The sequence below is a fragment of the Demequina sediminis genome (genome assembly GCF_039545075.1).
GTDB classification, from domain to species: domain Bacteria; phylum Actinomycetota; class Actinomycetes; order Actinomycetales; family Demequinaceae; genus Demequina; species Demequina sediminis.
Genome location: NZ_BAABRR010000008.1, coordinates 39,826 through 60,010 on the forward strand (window position 1 = coordinate 39,826; position 20,185 = coordinate 60,010).

Sequence of the window (20,185 nt, forward strand, 5' to 3'; positions counted from 1 at the left end):
ATGGACAGGGAATCGTATGGATAGGAATGACCGGGCGCGCGGGCGCGCCAGACCACCCGAAATCCTACCTCTTCACACCGTCCAGGCACAATGCGACGCGCCCGGCCACGCGACTCGCGCGGGACCGGGCGCGAGACATCACAGCCCGCGGGCAGCCGCCAACAGCTCCTCGGGAACCCACTTGGTCTTGCCCATCATCGTCTCGAAGGGCTCGAGCACGACCTTCTCGCCCTGCTGCGCGGTGAACTTGTGCGTCTCACCGGCGACGATGCCGTCGATCGCGGCCACGCCCATCCGGGTGCCCAGCAGGCGGTCCGCAGCCGTCGGCACGCCGCCACGCTGGACGTAGCCGAGCACCGTGAGGCGCGTCGAGAAGCCGGTGGCCGCCTCGATCGCCTTCGTGACCTCGTGACCGATCGAGCCGGCGATCGGGTTGCCCTTGGCGTCGAGGGTGGCCTTGCCCTCCCAGCGCGAGCCCTCGGCGGGAACCGCGCCCTCGGCGACGGCCACGATCGAGAAGTTCTTGTAGCGGTGACGGTGCTTGATGCGCTTGGCGATCACATCGATGTCGAAGGGCTCCTCGGGCGCGAGGATGATGTCCGCTCCGCCAGCGATACCGGCGGTGACGGCGATCCAGCCGGAGTGGCGGCCCATGAGCTCGACCACCATGACGCGGTTGTGCGACTCCGCCGTCGAGTGGAGGCGGTCGATCGCCTCCGTGGCCACCGACACCGCGGTGTCGAAGCCGATCGCGGCGTCCGTGCCGACCACGTCGTTGTCGATGGTCTTGGGAATGCCGATCACGGGCACGCCCAGCGCCTGCGAGACCTTGCCCGCGGCCTTGAGAGTTCCGTCTCCGCCGATGCAGATGAAGCCGTCCAGCTTCTCGTTCTCGAACGTGTCCTTAACGGCCTCCATGCCGCCCTCGACCTTGTGCGGGTGGCACCGGGCCGTGCCGAGCATCGTCCCCCCGTGCACGAGGATGCCCGATACGTCGTCACGGGTCAGCGGCTTGGCGTCGCCGTCGATGACGCCCTGCCAGCCGTTGTTAAACCCGACGATCGAGCACCCGAGTTCCGAGGTACCCCGCTTGACGACGGCACGAATCGCCGCGTTCAGTCCGGGGCAGTCCCCGCCTCCAGTGAGAAGTCCGATGCGCATGCCACCAACCCTAGTGTCCAGCGGTGCGCCAGTCAGCGCCCGTTCCGACGTTGACCTCGAGAGGAACGCTGAGATCGCCTGCGGCGTGCATCTCCTCCCTGAGAATGTTCTCGACGGCGTCCTGCTCCCCCGCTGCCGTCTCGATCACGAGTTCATCATGCACCTGAAGTACCTGCCGGGATGCCAGACCTTCGTCCCTCAAACGGCGCTCAACTCCGAGCATCGCGCGCTTGATGAGGTCCGCCGCGGAGCCCTGAATGGGCGCGTTGAGCGCCATCCGCTCCGCGATGTCCCTGCGCTGACGGTTGGTCGAGGTGAGGTCGGGGATGTAGCGCCTGCGGCCAAAGATGGTCTCGGTGTAGCCGTCCGCCCGCGCCTGCTCGACGACCGACCTGAGGTAGTCGCGCACGGCGCCGAATCGCGAGAAGTAGTCGTCCATGAGCGCCTGGGCCGCGCCCACCGGAAGCCCCAGCTGCCGCGCGAGGCCAAAGGACGACAGCCCGTACGCGAGCCCGTAGGACATCGCCTTGACCTGGGAGCGCATCTCGGGGCTCACGTCCTCCGGAGCCACGCCGAACACGCGTGAACCCACGAAGCGGTGGAGGTCCTCCCCCGCGGCAAACGCCTCGACCAGCGCGGCGTCGCCCGACAGGTGGGCCATGATCCGCATCTCGATCTGCGAGTAGTCCGCCGTCACGAGCGTGTCGAAGCCCTCGCCGACGACGAAGGCCTCGCGGATGCGGTGCCCCTCCGCCGTGCGGACGGGGATGTTCTGCAGATTGGGATCCTTCGAGCTGAGGCGGCCCGTCGCGGCCACCACCTGGGAGAACGTGGTGTGGATGCGGCCGTCCGGCTGCACGGCCTGAGCCAGCGTCTCGATGATCTGCGACAGCTTCGAGGCGTCGCGGTGAGCCAGCAGCGCGGTGAGGAACGGGTGGGGCGCCTTCTCGCTGAGATCGTGAAGGGACGATGCGTCGGTCGAGTAGCCCGTCTTGATCTTCTTGGTCTTGGGCATGCCGAGGCGCTCGAACAGCACCTCCTGAAGCTGCTTGGGCGACCCCAGATTGACGCGCTCGCCGCCCAGGGCGTCGTACGCATCCTCGGCCGCGCGGTCGGCTCGAGCGCGCGCCTCGTCGGCGAGCGTCGACAGGTGCGCCCTGTCGACGGCCATGCCCGCATGCTCCATGCGCGCGAGGACCGTGATGAGGGGAATCTCGAGCTCGCGATAGAGCGCGCCCATGCCGCGTTCGTCGACCATGGGCTCGAGGACGCCCGCGAGGGTTCTCACGTGTGCGGCGCGCTCACCTGCCCGCTGGCCGGCGTGGTGCGCGCCACCGCCGTCGAGGCCGAGGTCGAGTTCTCCTGCGGTCGGCCCCGACTCGAGGGCGAGACCCAGGTGACGCTGGAGGATCTGTTCGAGCTCGAATCCACGCTGGTCGGGGTTGACCAGGAAGGCGGCGATCTGGGTGTCGCCCGCGATTCCCGCCAGCTCCCACCCGCGCGCCGTGAGCGCGTGCCACCCGTCCTTGGCACCGTGAAGGACCTTCGCGATGTTCGGGTCGGCGAGCCACGCACCGAGGGTCGACTCGTCCTCGGGTGAGAGGTCGGCAAGATCGACGCCCCAGGCGGCGTCCGCGGCATCGGCGGCGCCCAGCGCCCAGGCATCGGCGTCGACGCCGCCGCGACCGTCCACGTGTAGCGCGACGGTGCCCGTCATCGCGGCGATCGCCGCGACGGCGCCCGCGGTCTGCACCACGACCGGGGGTGCGGTCTCGGGACTGGCCTCCCCGGCATCGGTCGCCAGCGGCAGGAGCTTGTCGCGCAGCGTGCGGAACTGCAGCGCGTCGCAGACCTCGTGAATCGCGGCCGCGTCCGCGCCGGGATACTCGAGATCCGCGAGCGGGACGGCGACCTCGAGATCCGTGAGCAGGTGGTTGAGCTCCCTGTTGAGGCGCACCTGCTCGAGGTGCGCGCGCAGGCTCTCCCCCGCCTTCCCGGGGACGTCGTCGGCGCTGTTGAGGATCCCCTCGAGCCCGCCGTAGACCCCGATCCACTTCGCGGCGGTCTTGGGGCCCACCCCCGGAACACCGGGAAGGTTGTCGCTCGTCTCACCGACCAATGCGGCGAGGTCGGGATACTGGCCGGGGTCGACGCCGTACTTCTCGCGCACCGCGTCGGGCGTGAAGCGCACCAGGTCGGAGACGCCCTTGCGCGGATACAGCAGCGTGACGTCGCCGTTGACGAGCTGAATCGTGTCCCGGTCTCCCGACACGACGAGCACGCGCATGCCGGCCTCGTGGCCCAGCCGCGCATACGTCGCGAGCAGGTCATCCGCCTCGTAGTTGGGCTTGTCGACCGCCGGCACCCTGAGGGCCCCCAGCACCTCGCGAATGAGCGGGACCTGCGGCTCGAACTCGGGCGGCGTGGCGTCGCGGGTGCCCTTGTACGAGGGAAGACGTTCGGTGCGGAAGGTGCCGCCCGGGAGGTCGAAGGCGACCGCGACGTGCGTGGGCTCGTGCTCCCGCAGGAGCGTCGCGAGCATCGTCGTGAAGCCGTAGACCGCGTTGGTCGGCACCCCTGTCGAGGTTGCGAAGTTCTCCACCGGAAGGCCAAAGAAGGCGCGGAACGCCATCGATAGACCGTCGACCAGCAGGAGTGTTCCCTTGGTGGATTCGCTCACAGATGCCAACCTATCCCTATGTCTGACGCCGATGTCGCCGCCGCCGCGCCCTCCGATGGGCTCATCGCCCGGATGGGCATCACCATTGTGGAGGTCACCGCAGACACCGCCGTCGGGACCATGCCGGTCGCCGGCAACACCCAGCCCTACGGCCTTCTCCACGGCGGGGCATCGGCTGTCCTCGCGGAGTCGCTCGGGTCGCTTGCGGCGATGGCGCACGTCGCGACCGTCGACCCCGAGGGCATCGCGGTGGGGGTCGACCTGTCCATCACTCACGTGCGCAGCGCGCGTTCCGGGGTCGTGACCGGCACCGCGACGGCGATTCACCGGGGCCGCACCGTGGCGGTTTACGGCGTTCGAATCGTGAATGAACGAGGCGAAATCGTCTCCGAAGCGCGACTGACGTGCGCGATTCGTGCTCGGCGTGCCACATGAACGAAACATGTCTGCGATAGGTTGACCCGCAACCTTGACCTTGAGAGGGGCATCCGTGCTGGCGACTCTTGACCGACGAGCCCTGCTGAGAGCAGCGCTCGTCCTCACGATCGCGGTGGCAGGCGCCATCGCGGTCCTTGCAATGGGGGGCGTGGCCGAGGCCACCACCCCCGACCCCGAGGTGGCAACCACCGCCACTGGAGGCGGGACCAACCTGCTGCTCCAGAACCTCTTCAACGGCGTCGTCTTTGGCCTGCTGCTGGCACTAGCCTCAGTGGGCCTTTCGCTTATCTACGGCACCACCGCGCTGAGCAACTTCGCTCACGGCGAGATGGTGACGTTCGGCGCGGTGCTGACGTGGTTCCTCGCGACGCCCCAACCCGTGACCGTGCCCCTGGTGCCGGTTGAGTTCCACATCGGGTTGCCTCTCATCCCTGCCGCCCTGCTCGCGATCGCGATCTCGGCCGCACTCGGCTGGGTGCAGGACAAGGTCGTGTGGAGCCAGCTCCGGCGCCGCAGGGTGGGCCTGGTCCAGCAGATGATCGTGAGCATCGGCCTCTCGCTCGCGCTCGTGAACTTCATCCAGTGGTGGATCGGCGGCCGGCCCGTGCGACTCACGACCTCGATCGACCCCCGCGTTCAGTACGGGCCCATTTCGGTCGGCAACGTCACGCTCATCTCGATGGCGATCGCGATCACCGCGCTCTTGGGCGTCGCGTTCTTCCTGCAGCGCACCCGCCTGGGGCGCGCGACCCGCGCGGTCTCGGACAACCCGGCCCTGGCATCGGCCTCGGGCATCAAGGTCGACTCGATCATCCGCATCGTGTGGGTGATGGCCGCGGGGCTCGCGGCCCTGGGCGGCATCCTGCTCGCGCTGTACCAGCAGGGATTCTCGTTCGACGACGGCACACGGCTGCTGCTCATGATGTTCGCCGCCGTCACGCTGGGCGGGCTCGGCCATCCCTACGGTGCGCTCGTCGGCTCTCTCGTCATCGGCATCGTCGCGGAGGTCTCGACGGTCTGGCTCCCGCCGGACCTCAAGTTCGCGACAGCGCTCGGCATCCTCATCATCGTGCTGCTGGTACGCCCGCAGGGCATCCTCGGCAAGGCGGAAAGGGTCGGCTGACATGGACATTCTTCTCGACGTACTTCGCACGGCCATCGCGCCGTCCACCGCGGCCTTTGCGCTCGCGGCGATCGGCCTCAACTTCCACTTTGGCCTCACGGGTCTGCTCAACATGGGTCACGCGGGCTTCATGCTGCTCGGCATGTACGGCTTCGCGATCTCGATCCAGCAGGGGTGGCCCATCTGGCTCGCCGTGCTGGTGGGCCTCGCGGCCGCCGCGATCTTCGGCCTGCTGCTCGGCTGGCCCACGCTCAAGCTCCGCGGTGACTATCTGGCGATCGTGACCATCGCGGCAGCAGAGATGATCAGGTTCCTCGGGCGCTCGCAGAGCCTCTCGGGGCTCACCGGGGCTTCGAGCGGCATCCGCGGCTCGGACTTCAAGCCGCCCTTCGAGGAACTCTCGCCCTTCCCCGACAGCATCGTCCAGATCGGGCCGCTCGAGATGCACGGCTCCCGGTCGTCCTCGTGGTGGCTGACGCTCGTGACCTGGAGCCTCGTCATCATCTTCGCGATCATCTACTGGCGCCTCGCCGGCTCGCCCTGGGGCCGCGTGCTCAAGGGCATCCGCGAGGACGAGGACGCCGTGCGTTCGCTCGGCAAGAACGTGTACTCGTACAAGATGCAGGCGCTCGTGATCGGCGGCGCGATCGGCGCTCTCGGCGGCATCACGTGGGCCCTGGGCAACTCGGTGCAGCCGGACTCGATGGGACGCCCCACGACGTTCTGGATCTGGACGCTGCTGCTCCTGGGTGGCGCAGCCACGGTCTTCGGGCCCGTACTCGGTTCGATCCTGTTCTGGTCCGCGCTGACCCTGGTCAAGAGCGTGGCGTCCGCGGTTCTGCCGCCCGAGGTGCTGGCACCCACCGACCTCGAGCCGTTCTCGCTCGTCCTCGTGGGCGTGACCCTCATGCTGCTCGTGGTGTTCAGGCCCCAGGGTGTGCTCGGCAACAAGAAGGAGCTGGCGTTCAATGGCTGACAACGCATTCGCCGCCGTGCCGCACGAGGCAGGCGCGCCCAAGCCCGACGCGATCCTGGTCGCGGACGGCGTCGTGAGGCGCTTTGGAGGCCTCACCGCCGTGAGCGTCGACCACTTCGAGGTGCAGCGCAATTCGATCACCGCGCTCATCGGCCCCAACGGCGCAGGCAAGTCGACGTTCTTCAACCTGCTCACCGGATTCGACTTCGCCCAGGAGGGCGAGGGCGTCTTCAACGGTCGCGCGCTCAAGGGCATGTCCTCGGCCAAGGTCGCACGGGCGGGCATGGTGCGCACCTTCCAGCTCACCAAGGCCCTCAACCGCATGACGGTGATCGAGAACATGCGGCTGGGCGCTCAGGCTCAGCCCGGTGAGAACTTCGCACGAGCCTTCGTGCCGCCCCTGTGGCGCGCGCGCGAGCGAGAGATCACGGAGCAGGCGCATGCGCTGCTCCACCGCTTCAAGCTCTATGAGAAGCGCGACGACTACGCCGGCTCGCTCTCGGGCGGACAGCGCAAGCTCCTCGAGATGGCACGCGCGCTCATGACCAAGCCTACGATGGTGATGCTCGACGAGCCGATGGCGGGCGTCAACCCCGCGCTGACGGAGTCCCTCCTCGACCACATCGTCGAGCTCAAGGACGACGGCATGACGGTGCTCTTTGTCGAGCACGACATGCACATGGTGCGGCGCATCTCCGACTGGGTGGTGGTGATGGCCGAGGGCCGCATCATCGCCGAGGGCCCGGCGGGCACCGTGATGTCCAACCAGGCGGTGCAGGACGCCTATCTGGGCGCGCACCACGACACCGATCTCTTCGAGGAGCGTGAGGCATGACCTCGAATCCCGTGATCCTCCACGCCGACAACCTGATCGCCGGCTACCTTCCCGGCATCAACATCCTCAACGGCTGCTCGATGGAGGTGCGCCAGGGCGAGCTCATCGGAATCATCGGTCCCAACGGCGCCGGCAAGTCGACCTTCCTCAAGGCGCTCTTTGGCCTCGTCCCGGTGCGCGACGGGTCCGTCACCCTCGCGGGTGAGGACATCACCAACCTGCGTGCCGACCAGCTGGTGAGCCGCGGCGTGGGCTTCGTGCCTCAGACCAACAACGTGTTCCCCTCGCTCACCATCGAAGAGAACCTCGAAATGGGCGCATACAGGGCGCACAAGAGCTTCAAGAAGCAGCTCGAGAGGATCGGCGACCTCTTCCCCGTGCTCATCGAGCGGCGCCACCAGCGCGCCGGCTCGCTGTCCGGCGGCGAGCGCCAGATGGTCGCGATGGCACGCGCGCTCATGATGGACCCGCAGGTGCTGCTCCTCGACGAGCCCAGCGCCGGCCTGTCCCCCGTCCGCCAGGACGAGACGTTCGTGCGCACGCGCGACATCAACCGCACGGGTGTCACGGTCATCATGGTCGAGCAGAATGCCCGTCGCTGCCTGCAGATCTGCGACCGCGGCTACGTTCTCGATCAGGGCACGTCCGCGTACACCGCCACCGGCCAGGAACTGCTCAAGGACCCCAAGGTGATCGAGCTGTATCTGGGCACGCTCGGCGCGTAGCGCGCACGCTGCCTCGGGAACCCACCAACGGTGCCCGCCCCGCTTCGGCCGGGCGGGCATCGTCGTGTGCGCGCGTCCTGGGCTGCCGTGCTGCCGCCATGACGCCGCGTCGCCGCGCCGCCCCCTCCTGCGCAAGTCACACATCTGGCGACCGGTATCTCCGGATCCCCGTTCAGCGCGGCCACACCCGTCGCCAACGGTGTGACTTCCGCACAACGGGGCGGCGACGGGCGCGGAGGACAGACCACCCGGCCACGCGCCCAGGTCCCCCAGGCACAGCACAACGGCCCCCGACCGAAGCCGGGGGCCGCCGCGCGAATGAACTGTGAGAACCGCTCAGATCACTCCGAGGGAACCTCGCCGAACACCGAGGTCAGCAGCGAGTAGGTGTTGTCCTCGCCGTACTGGTAGACGCCGATGTACGCGCTCGACGGGTCGTTGGCCTCGTTGAACGGACCCACTCCGGAGACCGCCTGGTAGAAGATCTCCTCGCCTGCCTCGAGCAGCTCGACGCACTCCGCGAAACCGGTGCACTCCGTGCCGCCCGTGGCGCCGGAGACCGCCGCCATGTTGTCCGCGATGGTCTGGCCATCGTTCGCGCCGCCCTTGACTGCGGCGAGCGCCGCGAGCATGACCGCGTCGTAGGACTCGGCGCCATAGGCGTACTCGGACAGCGGCTCGCCGTTGGCCTCGTCGAGCAGCGCGCGGAAGTCGTCCGCGGGGCTCGCGCCGGGCAGGGTGCCCTTGGCGCCGGTGAGGGCGCCCGCCTCGAGCTCGTCGGAGTAGTCCGCGAGGTTGCCGTCCACCAGGTAGAGCTTCGAGGTGTCGAAGCCGGCCGCGACGAGCTCGGGGATGATCAGCGCCGTCTGGTCGAACGCGATGAGCGCGATCGCCTCGGGGTTGGTCGCGAGGATCGCCTGCACGTCGGAAGCGAAGCTCGACGCCGCGGGGTCGAACTCCTGGCCCGAGGTGCCATAGGTCAGCGAACCACCCGCGGCCTCGACCGTCTGCTGGACCACGTCGCGCAGCGAGGTGCCGTAGTCGTCGTTGAAGACCAGGACGCCGATGTTCTTGTAGCCGTCCTCGAGGATGAGGTTGCCGAGCGCGTTGCCCTGGACGGTGTCCGGCGGGGCGGTACGGAAGTAGAACGGCGAGTAGCCGGAGAGGCTGGTCGCGGTGTTGGCGGGCGAGATCTGCACCACGCCTGCGTTGGTGATGTCGTCGATCGCGTTGAGCGTGACGGACGACGATGCCGCACCGATCACGACCGAGACGTCACCCGCGAGGAGACGCGAGACCGAGTCGGACGTGATGTTCGGGTTGTCCGTGTCGGACGAGTCTTCGTGCTGGATGGAGACATCGGCGCCATTGACGCCGCCCGCCTCGTTGATCTCGCTGACAGCGAGGTCAACTCCAGCGATCTCGGGCGGGCCGAGGAACGCGAGCGAGCCGGTGATCGGCAGCAGCGAGCCGATCTTCAGTCCGTCTCCGGACGCACCGACGGTGGTCGGGTCCTCACTGGAGCCACCCTCGCTGGACGTGGTGGCGCACGCCGCGAGGGACAGGGTCGCAACGGCGGCAAAGGCCGCGCCGCGAGCGATGGAATTCCATCGTGCCATGTTTCTTCCTCCCAGTCGGCGAGAAGATCTCGCCTCGGTTAGTTCGCGACCAGGAGTGTCCTCGCCGCGGTAACCGTCACGCTAGCGCGCAAACGTTTCGCGTTCGCGTCGGCTCTATCACAATTTCGTGACCGAACCGTGCGCCAGCGGAGAGGAAAACGCTACTTTCCGCCCATTTGCTCGATGACGGCCTCGGCCACCTCGCGCATCGTCAGGCGCCGGTCCATGGACGTCTTCTGGATCCAGCGGAAGGACTCGGGCTCGTTGAGCTTCATCTTCTCCATGAGCAGACCCTTGGCGCGCTCGACCTTCTTGCGTGTCTCCATGCGCTCGGTGATGTCGGCGATCTCCGACTCCAGCGCGCGGATCTCCTGATACCGCGAGGCGGCAATCTCGACCGCGGGCAGCAGGTCTCCAGGGGTGAAGGGCTTGACGACGTATGCCATCGCGCCGGCGTCGCGCGCCCGCTCGACCAACTCGGTCTGCGAGAACGCGGTGAGCAGCACCACGGGCGCCAGGCGCTCCTTCGCGATGGTCTCCGCGGCGGTGATGCCGTCCATGACGGGCATCTTGACGTCCATGACCACCACGTCGGGCTTGTGCTCGCGCGCGAGCGCGATGCCTTCCTCGCCGTTGCCGCCCTCGCCGACGACCTCATAGCCGCCCTCACGGAGCGTCTCGACGATGTCCATGCGGATCAGCGCCTCGTCCTCCGCGACGACGGCGCGGCGCGCGCGCTTGGGGGCCTGGGTCTCGGTCTCCTCCAGGGGAGTGTCGTTCGCATCAGTCACAGGCGATAGCCTAGTGCCCCCGCCCCGGTAGCCCAACTGGCAGAGGCACGCGGCTCAAACCCGCGGTGTTGTGGGTTCGAATCCCACCCGGGGCACTGGCACTGAGTGCCACTACGTCAGCTTGGTGTACCAAGTGTCGTGCCGCCGCATTCAAAGCCCCGCCCGCACGAGTTGCCCCGGCGGTGCTGGTGTCACGCCGCGGCGCCTGACGCGGGATACTCGAGGCGACACCGCTGCACCCCCCACGCGGCACCACCCTGACACCTCGAAGGAGCGCTCATGTCGCACCGCCCCCTGCACATTGCGCTGGTCGCCCACGACCACAAGAAGGCCGAGCTCCTCGAGTGGGCCTCATACAACAAGGGCACCCTGTCGCCGCATCGGCTCTACGCCACCGGCACCACGGGGACGATGCTCGAGTACGAGTTGGGCCTGCGCGTCACCCGCTTCCTGTCGGGTCCCGTGGGCGGCGACCAGCAGATCGGCGCCGGCATCGCCGAGGGCCGCATCGACATGCTGATCTTCTTCTGGGACCCGCTGGAGCCCCAGCCGCACGACCCCGACGTCAAGGCGCTGCTGCGCCTGGGCGCGCTGTGGAACATCCCGATGGCCTCGAACATCGCGACGGCGGACCACCTCATCTCCTCGCCGCTGTTCTCCGACGGCTACGAGCGCAAGATCCCCGACCTCGGTCCGCGCGACTGGGAGGCCATGCGCGAGGACTCGTAGCGGGTTTACACCCGGGGAGGATCGGCAAGAAGGTCGTCCGTGGCTCCTTCGGCGCCCGCCTCGCTCCACGCGAGGCCTGCACGATGGCCGAGCAGGTCGACCGTGAGCCGCGCGTGATCCTCTCCCGCCCGCCACAGCATCGTCATGATGCCGTCCTCGAGCGACCAGCTGAAGTCGCCGTCGAACGCGCTCAACCGGGATCGCAGCGCGCACAGCGCGAAGAGAGCGCGCACCACCGGGCGGTCCAGGTCCGCCGCGATCTCCTCGGGCGTGTAGCGGTGCCGATTGATGTCGCGTCCTACCCCCGAGCGCCGCAACAGCTCGACGTCGTTGCGACCGGCGAGAGCGCCCACGTAGTACACCTGCGGGATCCCCGGCGTGAAGAACTGCAGGGCACGGGCGGCGAGGTACGCGTGGTCGTCCGCGCCGAGCGCGTCGTAGAACGTGCAGTTGACCTGGTAAAGATCGAGATTCGAGGCGGCGGTACCCGTGGCGAGGCGCGACGTATCGCCCGACGCCGCATGCATGCGCTCGACGAGCGCGTCGATCTCGTGCGGAGCGAGCAACCCCGGCGCCTCGGCAGCCGTCTGATCCGCGCCCACATCGATCACGCCGATTCCGTCGTGCGTGTCGAGCACCGTCACCGCATTCGCGGGTCGCACGTCGAGCCACCGCGCGAGCGGGCCGCCGTCTCCCGTGCCGAGCGCGTGGAGGATGAGCGGCGGCAGCGCGAAGTCGTAGACGCGGTCCACCGCCGCGCCGATCTCGATCTGGCGGCGGTAGTACGAATGCACCTCGACCAGCACCTCGAGCCCGCGCGAGCGTGCCTGCGCGGTGAAGTCCTCGATGAACGCGAACGTGTCGCGCGTCATGAACGACGTCTCCCCCGCCGTCTTGACCGCGTATCCCACCGCGTCGAGGCGCACCATGGTTGCGCCGGCGTCCGCCACCGAGTCGAGGATCGACTCGAGATACGCGCGGGCGCGCGGATGAGTGACGTCGATGTCGATCTGCTGCGGCGTGAACGTGGTCCACACCAGCCGGCGGCGGCCCGCGACCGTGTACGGCGTGAACGGCAGCCCGGGGCGGGGCCGGTAGATGCGCGTGAGATCGTCCTCCGTCGCGCCGCGCGGGAACACCGAGGACATCGTGAGGAACATCCCGGCCGACTCCGACGCATCGCCGCGCGCGCACCAGTCGCGGAAGGCCTCCGAGTCGGCGGAGACGTGATTGACGATCACGTCGACCATGAGGTCGCCGTCACCGGCCACCGCCCGCACGTCCTGCCACGTCCCCAGCCGCGGATCCACGGCGGTGTGATCGACGGGATCGAAGCCCGCGTCGGCACCGTCATGCGGCGTGAAGAACGGCAGGATGTGCACGCCCGCGAAGGCGCTCGACCACGGCTCGGTGCGCATCAGCCGCGCGAGACCGGGTAAGTCGCCCGCGAGACGGTCGGCATACGTGATGAGCTGCACTGCGTTGCGGGACATCGCGACTCTCCTCGCCGGGCGCCACGCTGCGCCCTCTCCTCACCTTAGGGCTCACCCGCGGGCGACGTCGCGCGAGAAGGGACGATGCCCCGGTCACCCGGTCGCGGACGGCAACAGGGGCCCGCCGGCGTGCGCCGGCGAGCCCCTGTGTGAACGGCTGCTAGCCGCGGACCTGGCCCACCTTGTGGACGAAGATCGAGTTGGTGGTGCCGGGGACGCCCACCGGGGTGCCCGACACGACCACGACGTAGTCGCCGTCGACCGCGCGGCCGGACTGCTTGAGGTAGGAGTCCACGAGGTGCACCATCTCGTCGGTCGACTCGACCTTCTCGACGAGCTCGGCATGCACACCCCACGACAGCGCGAGGCGCTTCTGCGTTGCCGGGTCCGGCGTGAAGGCGAGCATCGGGGTCGACGGACGCAGGCGCGACATGCGCAGCGCCGAGTCACCCGACTGCGTGAACGTGACGATGTACTTGATGTCGAGGTTCTCCGCGATCTCGGCCGCCGCGTGGGTGACCGCGCCGCCGCGGGTGTGCGGGGTCGAGAGATACGGCGCGATGCGCGAGTACCCCTTCTCCTCGGTGTTCTTGATGATGCGCGCCATCGTCTCGACCGTGATGATCGGGTAGTCGCCCACCGAGGTCTCGCCCGAGAGCATGACGGCGTCGGTGCCGTCGAGGATCGCGTTGGCGCAGTCCGAGGTCTCGGCGCGGGTCGGCACCGGCGAGTGCGTCATCGACTCGAGGACCTGGGTCGCGACGATCACGGGCTTGGCCTGCGAGCGGCACAGCTCGATCGCACGCTTCTGGACCAGCGGCACCTCCTCGAGCGGAAGCTCGACGCCCAGGTCACCGCGGGCGACCATGACGCCGTCGAACGCGTCGACGATCTCCTCGAGGTTGTCGACGGCCTGCGGCTTCTCGACCTTGGCGATGACGGGGACCGTGCGGCCCTCCTCGGTCATGATGCGTGCGACGTCCTCGTAGTCGGCGGCGTTGCGCACGAAGGACAGCGCGATGAAGTCGGCGCCGAGCTTGAGGCCCCAGCGCAGGTCGGCCTCGTCCTTCTCGGACATCGCCGGCACGGACACCGCGACGCCGGGCAGGTTGATGCCCTTGTTGTTCGACACGGGTCCGGGAACCACGACCTTGGTGACGACGTCCGTGTCGGTGACCTCGGTCACGACCAGGCGCACCTTGCCGTCGTCGATCAGCAGCGTGTCGCCGATGTTGCAGTCACCCGGGAGGCCCTTGAACGTGGTGCCGCAGATCTCCTTGGTGCCCACGACGTCGCGCGTGGTGATGGTGAAGACGTCGTCGACCGCGAGGTCGTGCGGACCGTCGGCGAACTTCTCGAGACGGATCTTGGGGCCCTGCAGGTCAACGAGCACGGCCACGTTGCGGCCGAGCTCCTCCGCCGCCTGGCGGATGTTGCGGTAGACCTGCTCGTGCTCCTCAGCAGAGCCGTGGCTGCGGTTGATGCGGGCGACATCCATGCCCGCCCCCACCAGCTTGCGCATCTGGTCGATCGGCGCGGTGGCCGGTCCGATCGTGCAGACAATCTTCGCGTTACGCATGTTCTCCAACCTCGGGTTATCAGGCGCGAAGCGCCGACGTGTGCGCCGTCACCGGCGCCGGGAGCTCGGTGCTCCCTGTCAAGTATTCGTCGATGGCGGCCGCGGCCGCCCGTCCCTCAGCGATCGCCCAGACCACGAGCGACGCACCGCGACCGGCATCGCCGGCCACGAACACGCCCTCCTGGGTGGTCGCGTAGTTGTCCGCACGCTCGATCTGAGCGCGCGGGGTCAACGCTACCTGGGACTGTGCCTCGAGGCTCGTGACCTCAGGCCCAGTGAAGCCCATTGCAATGAGCACCAGGTCCGCCGGAATGTCGCGCTCCGTGCCCGCGGTGGGGGTGCGCGATCCGTCAGCGTTGTACTGCGTCTCGGCAACACGCAGCGCGACCACGTGGCCGTCCTCGTTGCCGACAAACTCGACGGTCGACGCCAGGTACTGGCGCTCGCCGCCCTCCTCGTGGCTCGAGGACACCTCGAACAGGCGCGGATCCGTGGGCCACGGCTGCGACTCGGGGCGCTCGGTCGGGGGCTTCTTGCCGATCGCGAGCGTCGTGACGCTCGCCGCGCCCTGGCGCAGCGCCGTGCCGATGCAGTCGGAGCCGGTGTCGCCGCCGCCGATCACGATCACGTGCTTGCCCTCGGCGTGGATCTGGTTCTCGACCTCGTCACCCGCCGCGGCCAGGTTGCCCTGGTGCAGGTACGGCATCGCGAAGTGGATGCCGTCGAGCTCGCGGCCCGGAAGGGGCAGCTCCCGCGGCACGGGTGCGCCGGTGGCGATCAGCACCGCGTCGTAGCGCGCGCGGAGGTCGTCCCACGTGATGTCGGTGCCGATCTCGATGCCCACCCGGAAGCGCGTGCCCTCGCGCTCCATCTGCGCGAGGCGCCGGTCGATCACGTGCTTCTCCATCTTGAAGTCCGGCACGCCGTAGCGGAGCAGCCCGCCCACGCGGTCGTCCTTCTCGTACACGGCCACGGTGTGGCCCGCACGCGTGAGCTGCTGCGCGGCCGCGAGACCCGCGGGTCCCGAGCCGACCACGGCGACGGTCTTGCCGGTGTGGCGCTGCGCGATGTGCGGCGTGACGTTGCCGTCCTCGAACGCGTGCTCGATAATCTCGACCTCGACGTTCTTGATCGTGACCGCGGGCTGGTTGATGCCCAACACGCACGAGGTCTCACACGGCGCGGGGCAGATCCTGCCGGTGAACTCGGGGAAGTTGTTGGTCGCGTGGAGTCGCTCGATCGCGTCGGCGTACTGACCGCGCCACACCAGGTCGTTCCACTCGGGGATGAGGTTGCCAAGCGGGCAGCCCTGGTGGCAGAACGGGATGCCGCAGTCCATGCAGCGTCCCGCCTGGCGCTTGAGCACGACCTCGTCGCGGCCCAGCTCGTCCTTGACCTCGGCCCAGTCGCGCAGGCGCACCGGCACGGGACGGTACGGCGGCACCTCGCGCTCGCGCACCTTCAGGAATCCACGGGGATCAGCCACCGGTCACCTCCAAGAACTCGGCCCAGGCGCCGGGGGCGGACAGGTCGCCGCCCTTGGCCTCGAGCTCGGACAGCGCCACACGGACGCGTGCGTACTGGGCGGGCAGGACGCGAGTGAAGCGCCTTGCCGTGGACGGCCAGTCGGCGAGCAGCTCGCGCGCCACCGGCGAGTGGGTCTCGGCGGCGAAGCGCTCGACGAGGCCGCGCACGATGACCTCGTCCTCGGGGTCGAGCGGGCTCAGCGTGAGCTCGCCGGAGGACAACGCCTGCGCGTTGACGCGCTCCGGACGCAGGTCGAGCACGTACGCCGTGCCGCCCGACATTCCCGCGCCGAGGTTGCGTCCGGTGCGTCCGAGGATCACCGCGGTGCCGCCGGTCATGTACTCGAGGGCATGGTCGCCCACGCCCGACACCACGGCCGTCGCACCGGAGTTGCGGACCAGGAAGCGCTCGCCCACCTGGCCGCGGAGCAGGATCTCTCCCCCCGTCGAGCCGTAGCCGACGACGTTGCCCGCGATGACGTCGCGGGTCTCGTCGAGCATCGACTCGCGGGCGGGACGGACGATCACGCGGCCGCCCGACAGGCCCTTGGCCACGTAGTCGTTCGCGTCGCCCTCGAGGCGCAGCGTGATGCCCCGCGGGACGAAGGCGCCGAGCGACTGGCCGGCGCTTCCCGTGAAGGTAACGTCGATCGTGTCATCTGGGAGCCCCGCTCCCCTGTACCGGCGCGTGACCTCGAAGCCGAGCATCGTCCCCACCGTGCGGTGAATGTTGCGGATCTCGCGCTCGATGCGCACGGGCTCGCCGCGCTCGAGGGCGGGCTCGGCGGCCGCGATGAGCGCGTTGTCGAGCGCCTCCTCGAGGCCGTGATCCTGCGTGGTCGTGTTGCGCAGCGCGGCGCCCTCGCGGGGGGCCGCCAGGATCGGCGTCAGGTCGAGGCCGCTCGCCTTCCAGTGGTCGATCGCGGCGCGGGTCTCGAGCACCTCGACGTGGCCTACGGCCTCCTCGATGCTGCGGAAGCCCAGCTGGGCGAGGTGCTCGCGCACCTGCTGCGCGATGAACTCGAAGAAGGTCTCCACGAACTCGGGCTTGCCCGAGAAGCGCGCGCGCAGCTCGGGGTTCTGGGTCGCGACGCCCACCGGGCACGTGTCGAGGTGACACACGCGCATCATGATGCAGCCCTCGACAACGAGGGGCGCGGTCGCGAAGCCGAACTCCTCGGCGCCGAGCAGCGCCGCGATGATCACGTCGCGGCCCGTCTTCATCTGGCCGTCGACCTGCACGACGATGCGGTCGCGGAGGTCGTTGAGCACGAGCGTCTGCTGGGTGTCGGCGAGGCCGATCTCCCAGGGCGCGCCGGCGTGCTTGAGCGAGTTGAGCGGGCTCGCGCCGGTGCCGCCGTCGTGGCCCGAGATGAGCACCACGTCCGACTTGCACTTCGCGACTCCCGCCGCGATGGTGCCGACGCCGACCTCGGCCACGAGCTTCACGTGAACGCGAGCACGCGGGTTCGCGTTCTTCGCGTCGTGGATGAGCTGCTTGAGGTCCTCGATCGAGTAGATGTCGTGGTGAGGCGGCGGCGAGATGAGTCCGACGCCGGGCGTCGAGTGTCGCGTCTCCGCGACCCACGGGTACACCTTGTTCGCGGGAAGCTGGCCGCCCTCGCCAGGCTTGGCGCCCTGCGCGAGCTTGATCTGGATGTCGTCCGAGTTCACGAGGTACTCGGACGTCACGCCGAACCTGCCCGACGCGATCTGCTTGATCGCGCTGCGCCGCGCGGGGTCGTACAGGCGCTCGACGGACTCGCCGCCCTCGCCGGTGTTCGACCGACCGCCCAGGCGGTTCATCGCGATCGCCAGCGTCTCGTGGGCCTCCTGCGAGATCGAGCCGTACGACATCGCTCCCGTGTTGAAGCGCTTGACGATCTCGCTCACGGGCTCGACCTCGTCGAGCGGAATCGGCTCGCGGTTCGACGCGAACTCGAGCAGACCGCGCAGCGTCATGAGGCGCTTGGCCTGGCCGTCGACGCGATCCGTGTACTGCTGGAAGACGTCGTAGCGGCGCGTGCGCGTGGCGTGCTGGAGCTTGAACACCGTCTCGGGGTCGAACAGGTGCTCCTCCCCGTCGCGACGCCACTGGTACTCGCCGCCGGTGCGCAGGCGCTGGTGGGGAGGCAGCTCTCCGGACGCGGGGTAGGCATCGGCATGGCGCGCGGCGACCTCGGCCGCGATCACGTCGAGACCCACACCGTCGATCTGGCTCGGCGTTCCCGCGAAGTGCAGGTCCACCAGCTCGCGCGACAGACCGATCGCTTCGAAGACCTGAGCGCCGCGGTACGACGCCATGGTCGAGATGCCCATCTTGGACATGATCTTCAGGACGCCCTTGCCGAGCGCCTTGATGAGGTGCCGGGTCGCCTGGTCGGGGGTGACGTCGCCCAGGTAGCCGCGCTTGGAGAGGTCCTCGACGGACTCCATCGCGAGGTACGGGTTGACGCAGCCCGCGCCGTAACCGATCAGCAGCGCGACGTGGTGGACCTCGCGCACGTCTCCCGCCTCGACGACCAGCGACAGCTGGGTGCGCCGGTGCGTGCGCACCAGGTAGTGGTGCACCGCGGAGGTGAGCAGCAGCGAGGGGATCGGTGCGAGGTCCGGGTTCGAGTCCCGGTCCGAGAGCACGAGGAAGGACACGCCGTCCTCGATGGCCTCGTCGACCTCACGGAAGATCTCCGCGAGGCGCCCGTCGAGGGCCTCGGCGCCGCCCTTGACCGGGTAGAGGCCGCGGATCTTGCGCGCGGAGAACACCCCACGGCGCTTGGGGTCACGGTCGATGTGGAGGATCTTCGCGAGCTCATCGTTGTCGATGACGGGGAAGTCGATGATGATCTTGCGCGCGTGCTCGGGCGTGGCCTCGAGCAGGTTGGGCTCCGGCCCGAGGGCGCCGCCGATCGCGGTGACGATCTCCTCGCGGATCGAGTCCAGCGGAGGGTTGGTCACCTGCGCGAACATCTGCACGAAGTAGTCGAAGAGCAGGCGCGGGCGCTGCGACAGGACAGCGATCGGGGTGTCGGAACCCATCGCGCCGATCGGCTCGATGCCGTGCTGGGCCATGGGGCCGAGCAGGATCTTGAGCTCCTCCTCGGTGTAGCCGAACGCGCGCTGCCTGCGCGCGACCGAGCGCGGCGAGTGCGAGATGTGCTCGCGGTCGGGCACCTCGGACAGGCGAATCGCGTTGTCGGCAACCCACTGCTCGTAGGGGTGCTCCGCCGCGAGAGTCGACTTGATCTCCTCGTCCTCGACGATGCGTCCCGCGCCGGTGTCGACCAGCAGCATGCGCCCGGGCTGAAGGCGTCCCTTGCGCACGACCTTTGCCGGATCGATGTCGAGCAGGCCGGCCTCGGAGCCACACACGACGAGGCCGTCGTCGGTGACCCAGAAGCGTCCGGGGCGCAGTCCGTTGCGGTCCAGCGTCGCGCCGATCACGGTGCCGTCCGTGAAGTGCAGCGCGGCGGGCCCATCCCACGGCTCCATGAGTGCCGAGTGGTACTCGTAGAACGCGCGGCGCGCGGGGTCCATCTCGGCGTTGTTCTCCCACGCCTCGGGGATCATCATGAGCAGCGCGTGGTGGATCGGACGTCCCGCGAGGTGAAGTAGCTCGAGGACCTCGTCGAAGGACGCGGTGTCGGATGCGGACGGCGTGCACACGGGCATCAGCGGCGCCATGTCGCCCAACAACTCCGAGCGCAGCATGCCCTCGCGGGCCGCCATCCAGTTTCGGTTGCCGCGCACCGTGTTGATCTCGCCGTTGTGGGCGATGCCGCGCAGGGGCTGCGCGAGGGGCCACGACGGGAACGTGTTGGTCGAGAAGCGCGAGTGCACGAGCGCGAGCTCCGAGGCGAACAGCGGATGAGTCACATCCGGGAACACCTTCTCGAGCTGATACGTCGTGAGCATGCCCTTGTAGGTGAGCGTGCGGGCCGAGAGCGACGCGAAGAACGGTCCTCCCGCGTTCTCCGCACGCTTGCGCACGCGGTAGAGACGGCGGTCGAGCGCGATGCCCGACAGTCCGTCGCACGCGGCGAAGACCTGGCGGAACGTGGGCATGGCCGCACGCGCGCTGGGGCCAAGGGAGGACGGGTCGACGGGGACGTCGCGCCAGCCCAGCACCGTCACGCCCTCGTCGGCTGCGGCCGACTCGAAGGCGGCGACCTGCGCGGCCTCTGCACCCGGCACGAGGAAAGCGATGCCGACGCCGTACTCGCCCGCCGCCGGCAGCTCGAAGTCCGTGACCTCGCGCAGGAACGCGTCGGGGACCTGCGTGAGGATTCCCGCGCCGTCGCCCGTCTCGGTCTCGGCTCCCACGGCACCGCGGTGTTCGAGGTTCTTGAGAGCCGTGAGGCCCGCATCGACGATGTCCCGACCCGCCGTTCCGCGCAGCGTCGCCACGAAGGCAACGCCGCAAGCGTCGTGCTCGTACGCGGGGTTGTACAACCCGCTCGGGGGCTGGGGAGCGCCAAGATGCGCGACCATCACACCGTCCTTAAGCGTCCCC

General features: G+C 68.9%; 14 protein-coding genes and 1 tRNA gene. 7 read left to right on the forward strand and 8 right to left on the reverse strand.

Annotated elements, in window-relative coordinates; translation table 11 throughout:
• Window positions 1-138: 138 nt before the first annotated feature.
• Complete coding sequence (locus ABEA62_RS08495) at window positions 139-1,161, reverse strand: 6-phosphofructokinase (protein WP_286216123.1); 1,023 nt, start codon at window positions 1,159-1,161, stop codon at window positions 139-141.
• A 10-nt stretch (window positions 1,162-1,171) separates the two neighbouring features.
• Window positions 1,172-3,841 carry a DNA polymerase I gene (polA, locus tag ABEA62_RS08500; protein WP_345379625.1) on the reverse strand — a complete coding sequence of 890 codons (2,670 nt, stop codon included), beginning with the start codon at window positions 3,839-3,841 and terminating at the stop codon, window positions 1,172-1,174.
• A gap of 18 nt (window positions 3,842-3,859) precedes the next feature.
• On the opposite strand from polA, the gene ABEA62_RS08505 reads away from it, so the two are divergent.
• The 5 genes from ABEA62_RS08505 to ABEA62_RS08525 are packed head-to-tail and all read left to right on the forward strand — an operon-like array spanning window position 3,860 to window position 7,938.
• A complete protein-coding gene (locus ABEA62_RS08505) occupies window positions 3,860-4,276 on the forward strand; it encodes a PaaI family thioesterase (RefSeq protein WP_286216124.1) in 417 nt (138 codons plus the stop codon).
• 55 nt (window positions 4,277-4,331) lie between these two features.
• Window positions 4,332-5,402: a branched-chain amino acid ABC transporter permease gene (locus ABEA62_RS08510; RefSeq protein ID WP_345379628.1), complete on the forward strand. Its 1,071-nt coding sequence runs from the start codon at window positions 4,332-4,334 to the stop codon at window positions 5,400-5,402.
• A gap of 1 nt (window position 5,403) precedes the next feature.
• A complete protein-coding gene (locus ABEA62_RS08515) occupies window positions 5,404-6,378 on the forward strand; it encodes a branched-chain amino acid ABC transporter permease (protein ID WP_286216128.1) in 975 nt (324 codons plus the stop codon).
• Window positions 6,371-7,213: an ABC transporter ATP-binding protein gene (locus tag ABEA62_RS08520; RefSeq protein ID WP_286216130.1), complete on the forward strand. Its 843-nt coding sequence runs from the start codon at window positions 6,371-6,373 to the stop codon at window positions 7,211-7,213. Before ABEA62_RS08515 ends, ABEA62_RS08520 begins: the two co-directional genes overlap by 8 nt.
• Complete coding sequence (locus ABEA62_RS08525; RefSeq protein WP_286216131.1) at window positions 7,210-7,938, forward strand: ABC transporter ATP-binding protein; 729 nt, start codon at window positions 7,210-7,212, stop codon at window positions 7,936-7,938. The genes ABEA62_RS08520 and ABEA62_RS08525 overlap by 4 nt, the downstream gene beginning before the upstream one ends.
• 341 nt (window positions 7,939-8,279) lie before the next feature.
• Here the strand turns inward: ABEA62_RS08525 and ABEA62_RS08530 are convergent, their stop codons facing one another.
• Window positions 8,280-9,557, reverse strand: a complete 1,278-nt coding sequence (locus ABEA62_RS08530) for an ABC transporter substrate-binding protein (protein WP_286216133.1) — start codon at window positions 9,555-9,557, stop codon at window positions 8,280-8,282.
• Window positions 9,558-9,718: 161 nt separating this feature from the next.
• Complete coding sequence (locus tag ABEA62_RS08535; RefSeq protein ID WP_286216134.1) at window positions 9,719-10,348, reverse strand: ANTAR domain-containing response regulator; 630 nt, start codon at window positions 10,346-10,348, stop codon at window positions 9,719-9,721.
• Between the two features lie 21 nt (window positions 10,349-10,369).
• On the opposite strand from ABEA62_RS08535, the gene ABEA62_RS08540 reads away from it, so the two are divergent.
• Both ABEA62_RS08540 and ABEA62_RS08545 read left to right on the forward strand, forming a co-directional pair.
• Window positions 10,370-10,443, forward strand: a tRNA-Leu gene (locus ABEA62_RS08540).
• Between the two features lie 184 nt (window positions 10,444-10,627).
• A complete protein-coding gene (locus tag ABEA62_RS08545; RefSeq protein WP_286216135.1) occupies window positions 10,628-11,077 on the forward strand; it encodes a methylglyoxal synthase in 450 nt (149 codons plus the stop codon).
• 5 nt (window positions 11,078-11,082) lie between these two features.
• On the opposite strand, the gene gtfA is transcribed toward ABEA62_RS08545, so the two are convergent.
• The 4 genes from gtfA to gltB all read right to left on the reverse strand — a co-directional run bounded on the left by gtfA (window position 11,083) and on the right by gltB (window position 20,163).
• Window positions 11,083-12,570 carry a sucrose phosphorylase gene (gene gtfA / locus ABEA62_RS08550; RefSeq protein ID WP_286216136.1) on the reverse strand — a complete coding sequence of 496 codons (1,488 nt, stop codon included), beginning with the start codon at window positions 12,568-12,570 and terminating at the stop codon, window positions 11,083-11,085.
• 160 nt (window positions 12,571-12,730) lie between these two features.
• Complete coding sequence (gene pyk, locus ABEA62_RS08555; RefSeq protein WP_286216137.1) at window positions 12,731-14,149, reverse strand: pyruvate kinase; 1,419 nt, start codon at window positions 14,147-14,149, stop codon at window positions 12,731-12,733.
• Window positions 14,150-14,168: 19 nt separating this feature from the next.
• Window positions 14,169-15,635 (reverse strand): glutamate synthase subunit beta, encoded by a 1,467-nt coding sequence (locus ABEA62_RS08560; protein WP_286216138.1) that lies wholly within the window; start codon window positions 15,633-15,635, stop codon window positions 14,169-14,171.
• The gene (gene gltB, locus ABEA62_RS08565; RefSeq protein ID WP_345379635.1) at window positions 15,628-20,163 is read right to left on the reverse strand and encodes a glutamate synthase large subunit; all 4,536 of its coding nucleotides are present in this window, start codon (window positions 20,161-20,163) and stop codon (window positions 15,628-15,630) included. Before gltB ends, ABEA62_RS08560 begins: the two co-directional genes overlap by 8 nt.
• Window positions 20,164-20,185 lie beyond the last annotated feature (22 nt).

Coding starts and splice junctions, on each gene's coding strand:
- ABEA62_RS08495 (WP_286216123.1), bottom strand. CDS start 1,161: ATGCGCATCGGACTTCTCACTGGAGGCGGGGACTGCCCCGGACTGAAC.
- ABEA62_RS08505 (WP_286216124.1), top strand. CDS start 3,860: ATGTCTGACGCCGATGTCGCCGCCGCCGCGCCCTCCGATGGGCTCATC.
- ABEA62_RS08515 (WP_286216128.1), top strand. CDS start 5,404: ATGGACATTCTTCTCGACGTACTTCGCACGGCCATCGCGCCGTCCACC.
- ABEA62_RS08520 (WP_286216130.1), top strand. CDS start 6,371: ATGGCTGACAACGCATTCGCCGCCGTGCCGCACGAGGCAGGCGCGCCC.
- ABEA62_RS08525 (WP_286216131.1), top strand. CDS start 7,210: ATGACCTCGAATCCCGTGATCCTCCACGCCGACAACCTGATCGCCGGC.
- ABEA62_RS08530 (WP_286216133.1), bottom strand. CDS start 9,557: ATGGCACGATGGAATTCCATCGCTCGCGGCGCGGCCTTTGCCGCCGTT.
- ABEA62_RS08545 (WP_286216135.1), top strand. CDS start 10,628: ATGTCGCACCGCCCCCTGCACATTGCGCTGGTCGCCCACGACCACAAG.
- gtfA (WP_286216136.1), bottom strand. CDS start 12,570: ATGTCCCGCAACGCAGTGCAGCTCATCACGTATGCCGACCGTCTCGCG.
- pyk (WP_286216137.1), bottom strand. CDS start 14,149: ATGCGTAACGCGAAGATTGTCTGCACGATCGGACCGGCCACCGCGCCG.
- gltB (WP_345379635.1), bottom strand. CDS start 20,163: ATGGTCGCGCATCTTGGCGCTCCCCAGCCCCCGAGCGGGTTGTACAAC.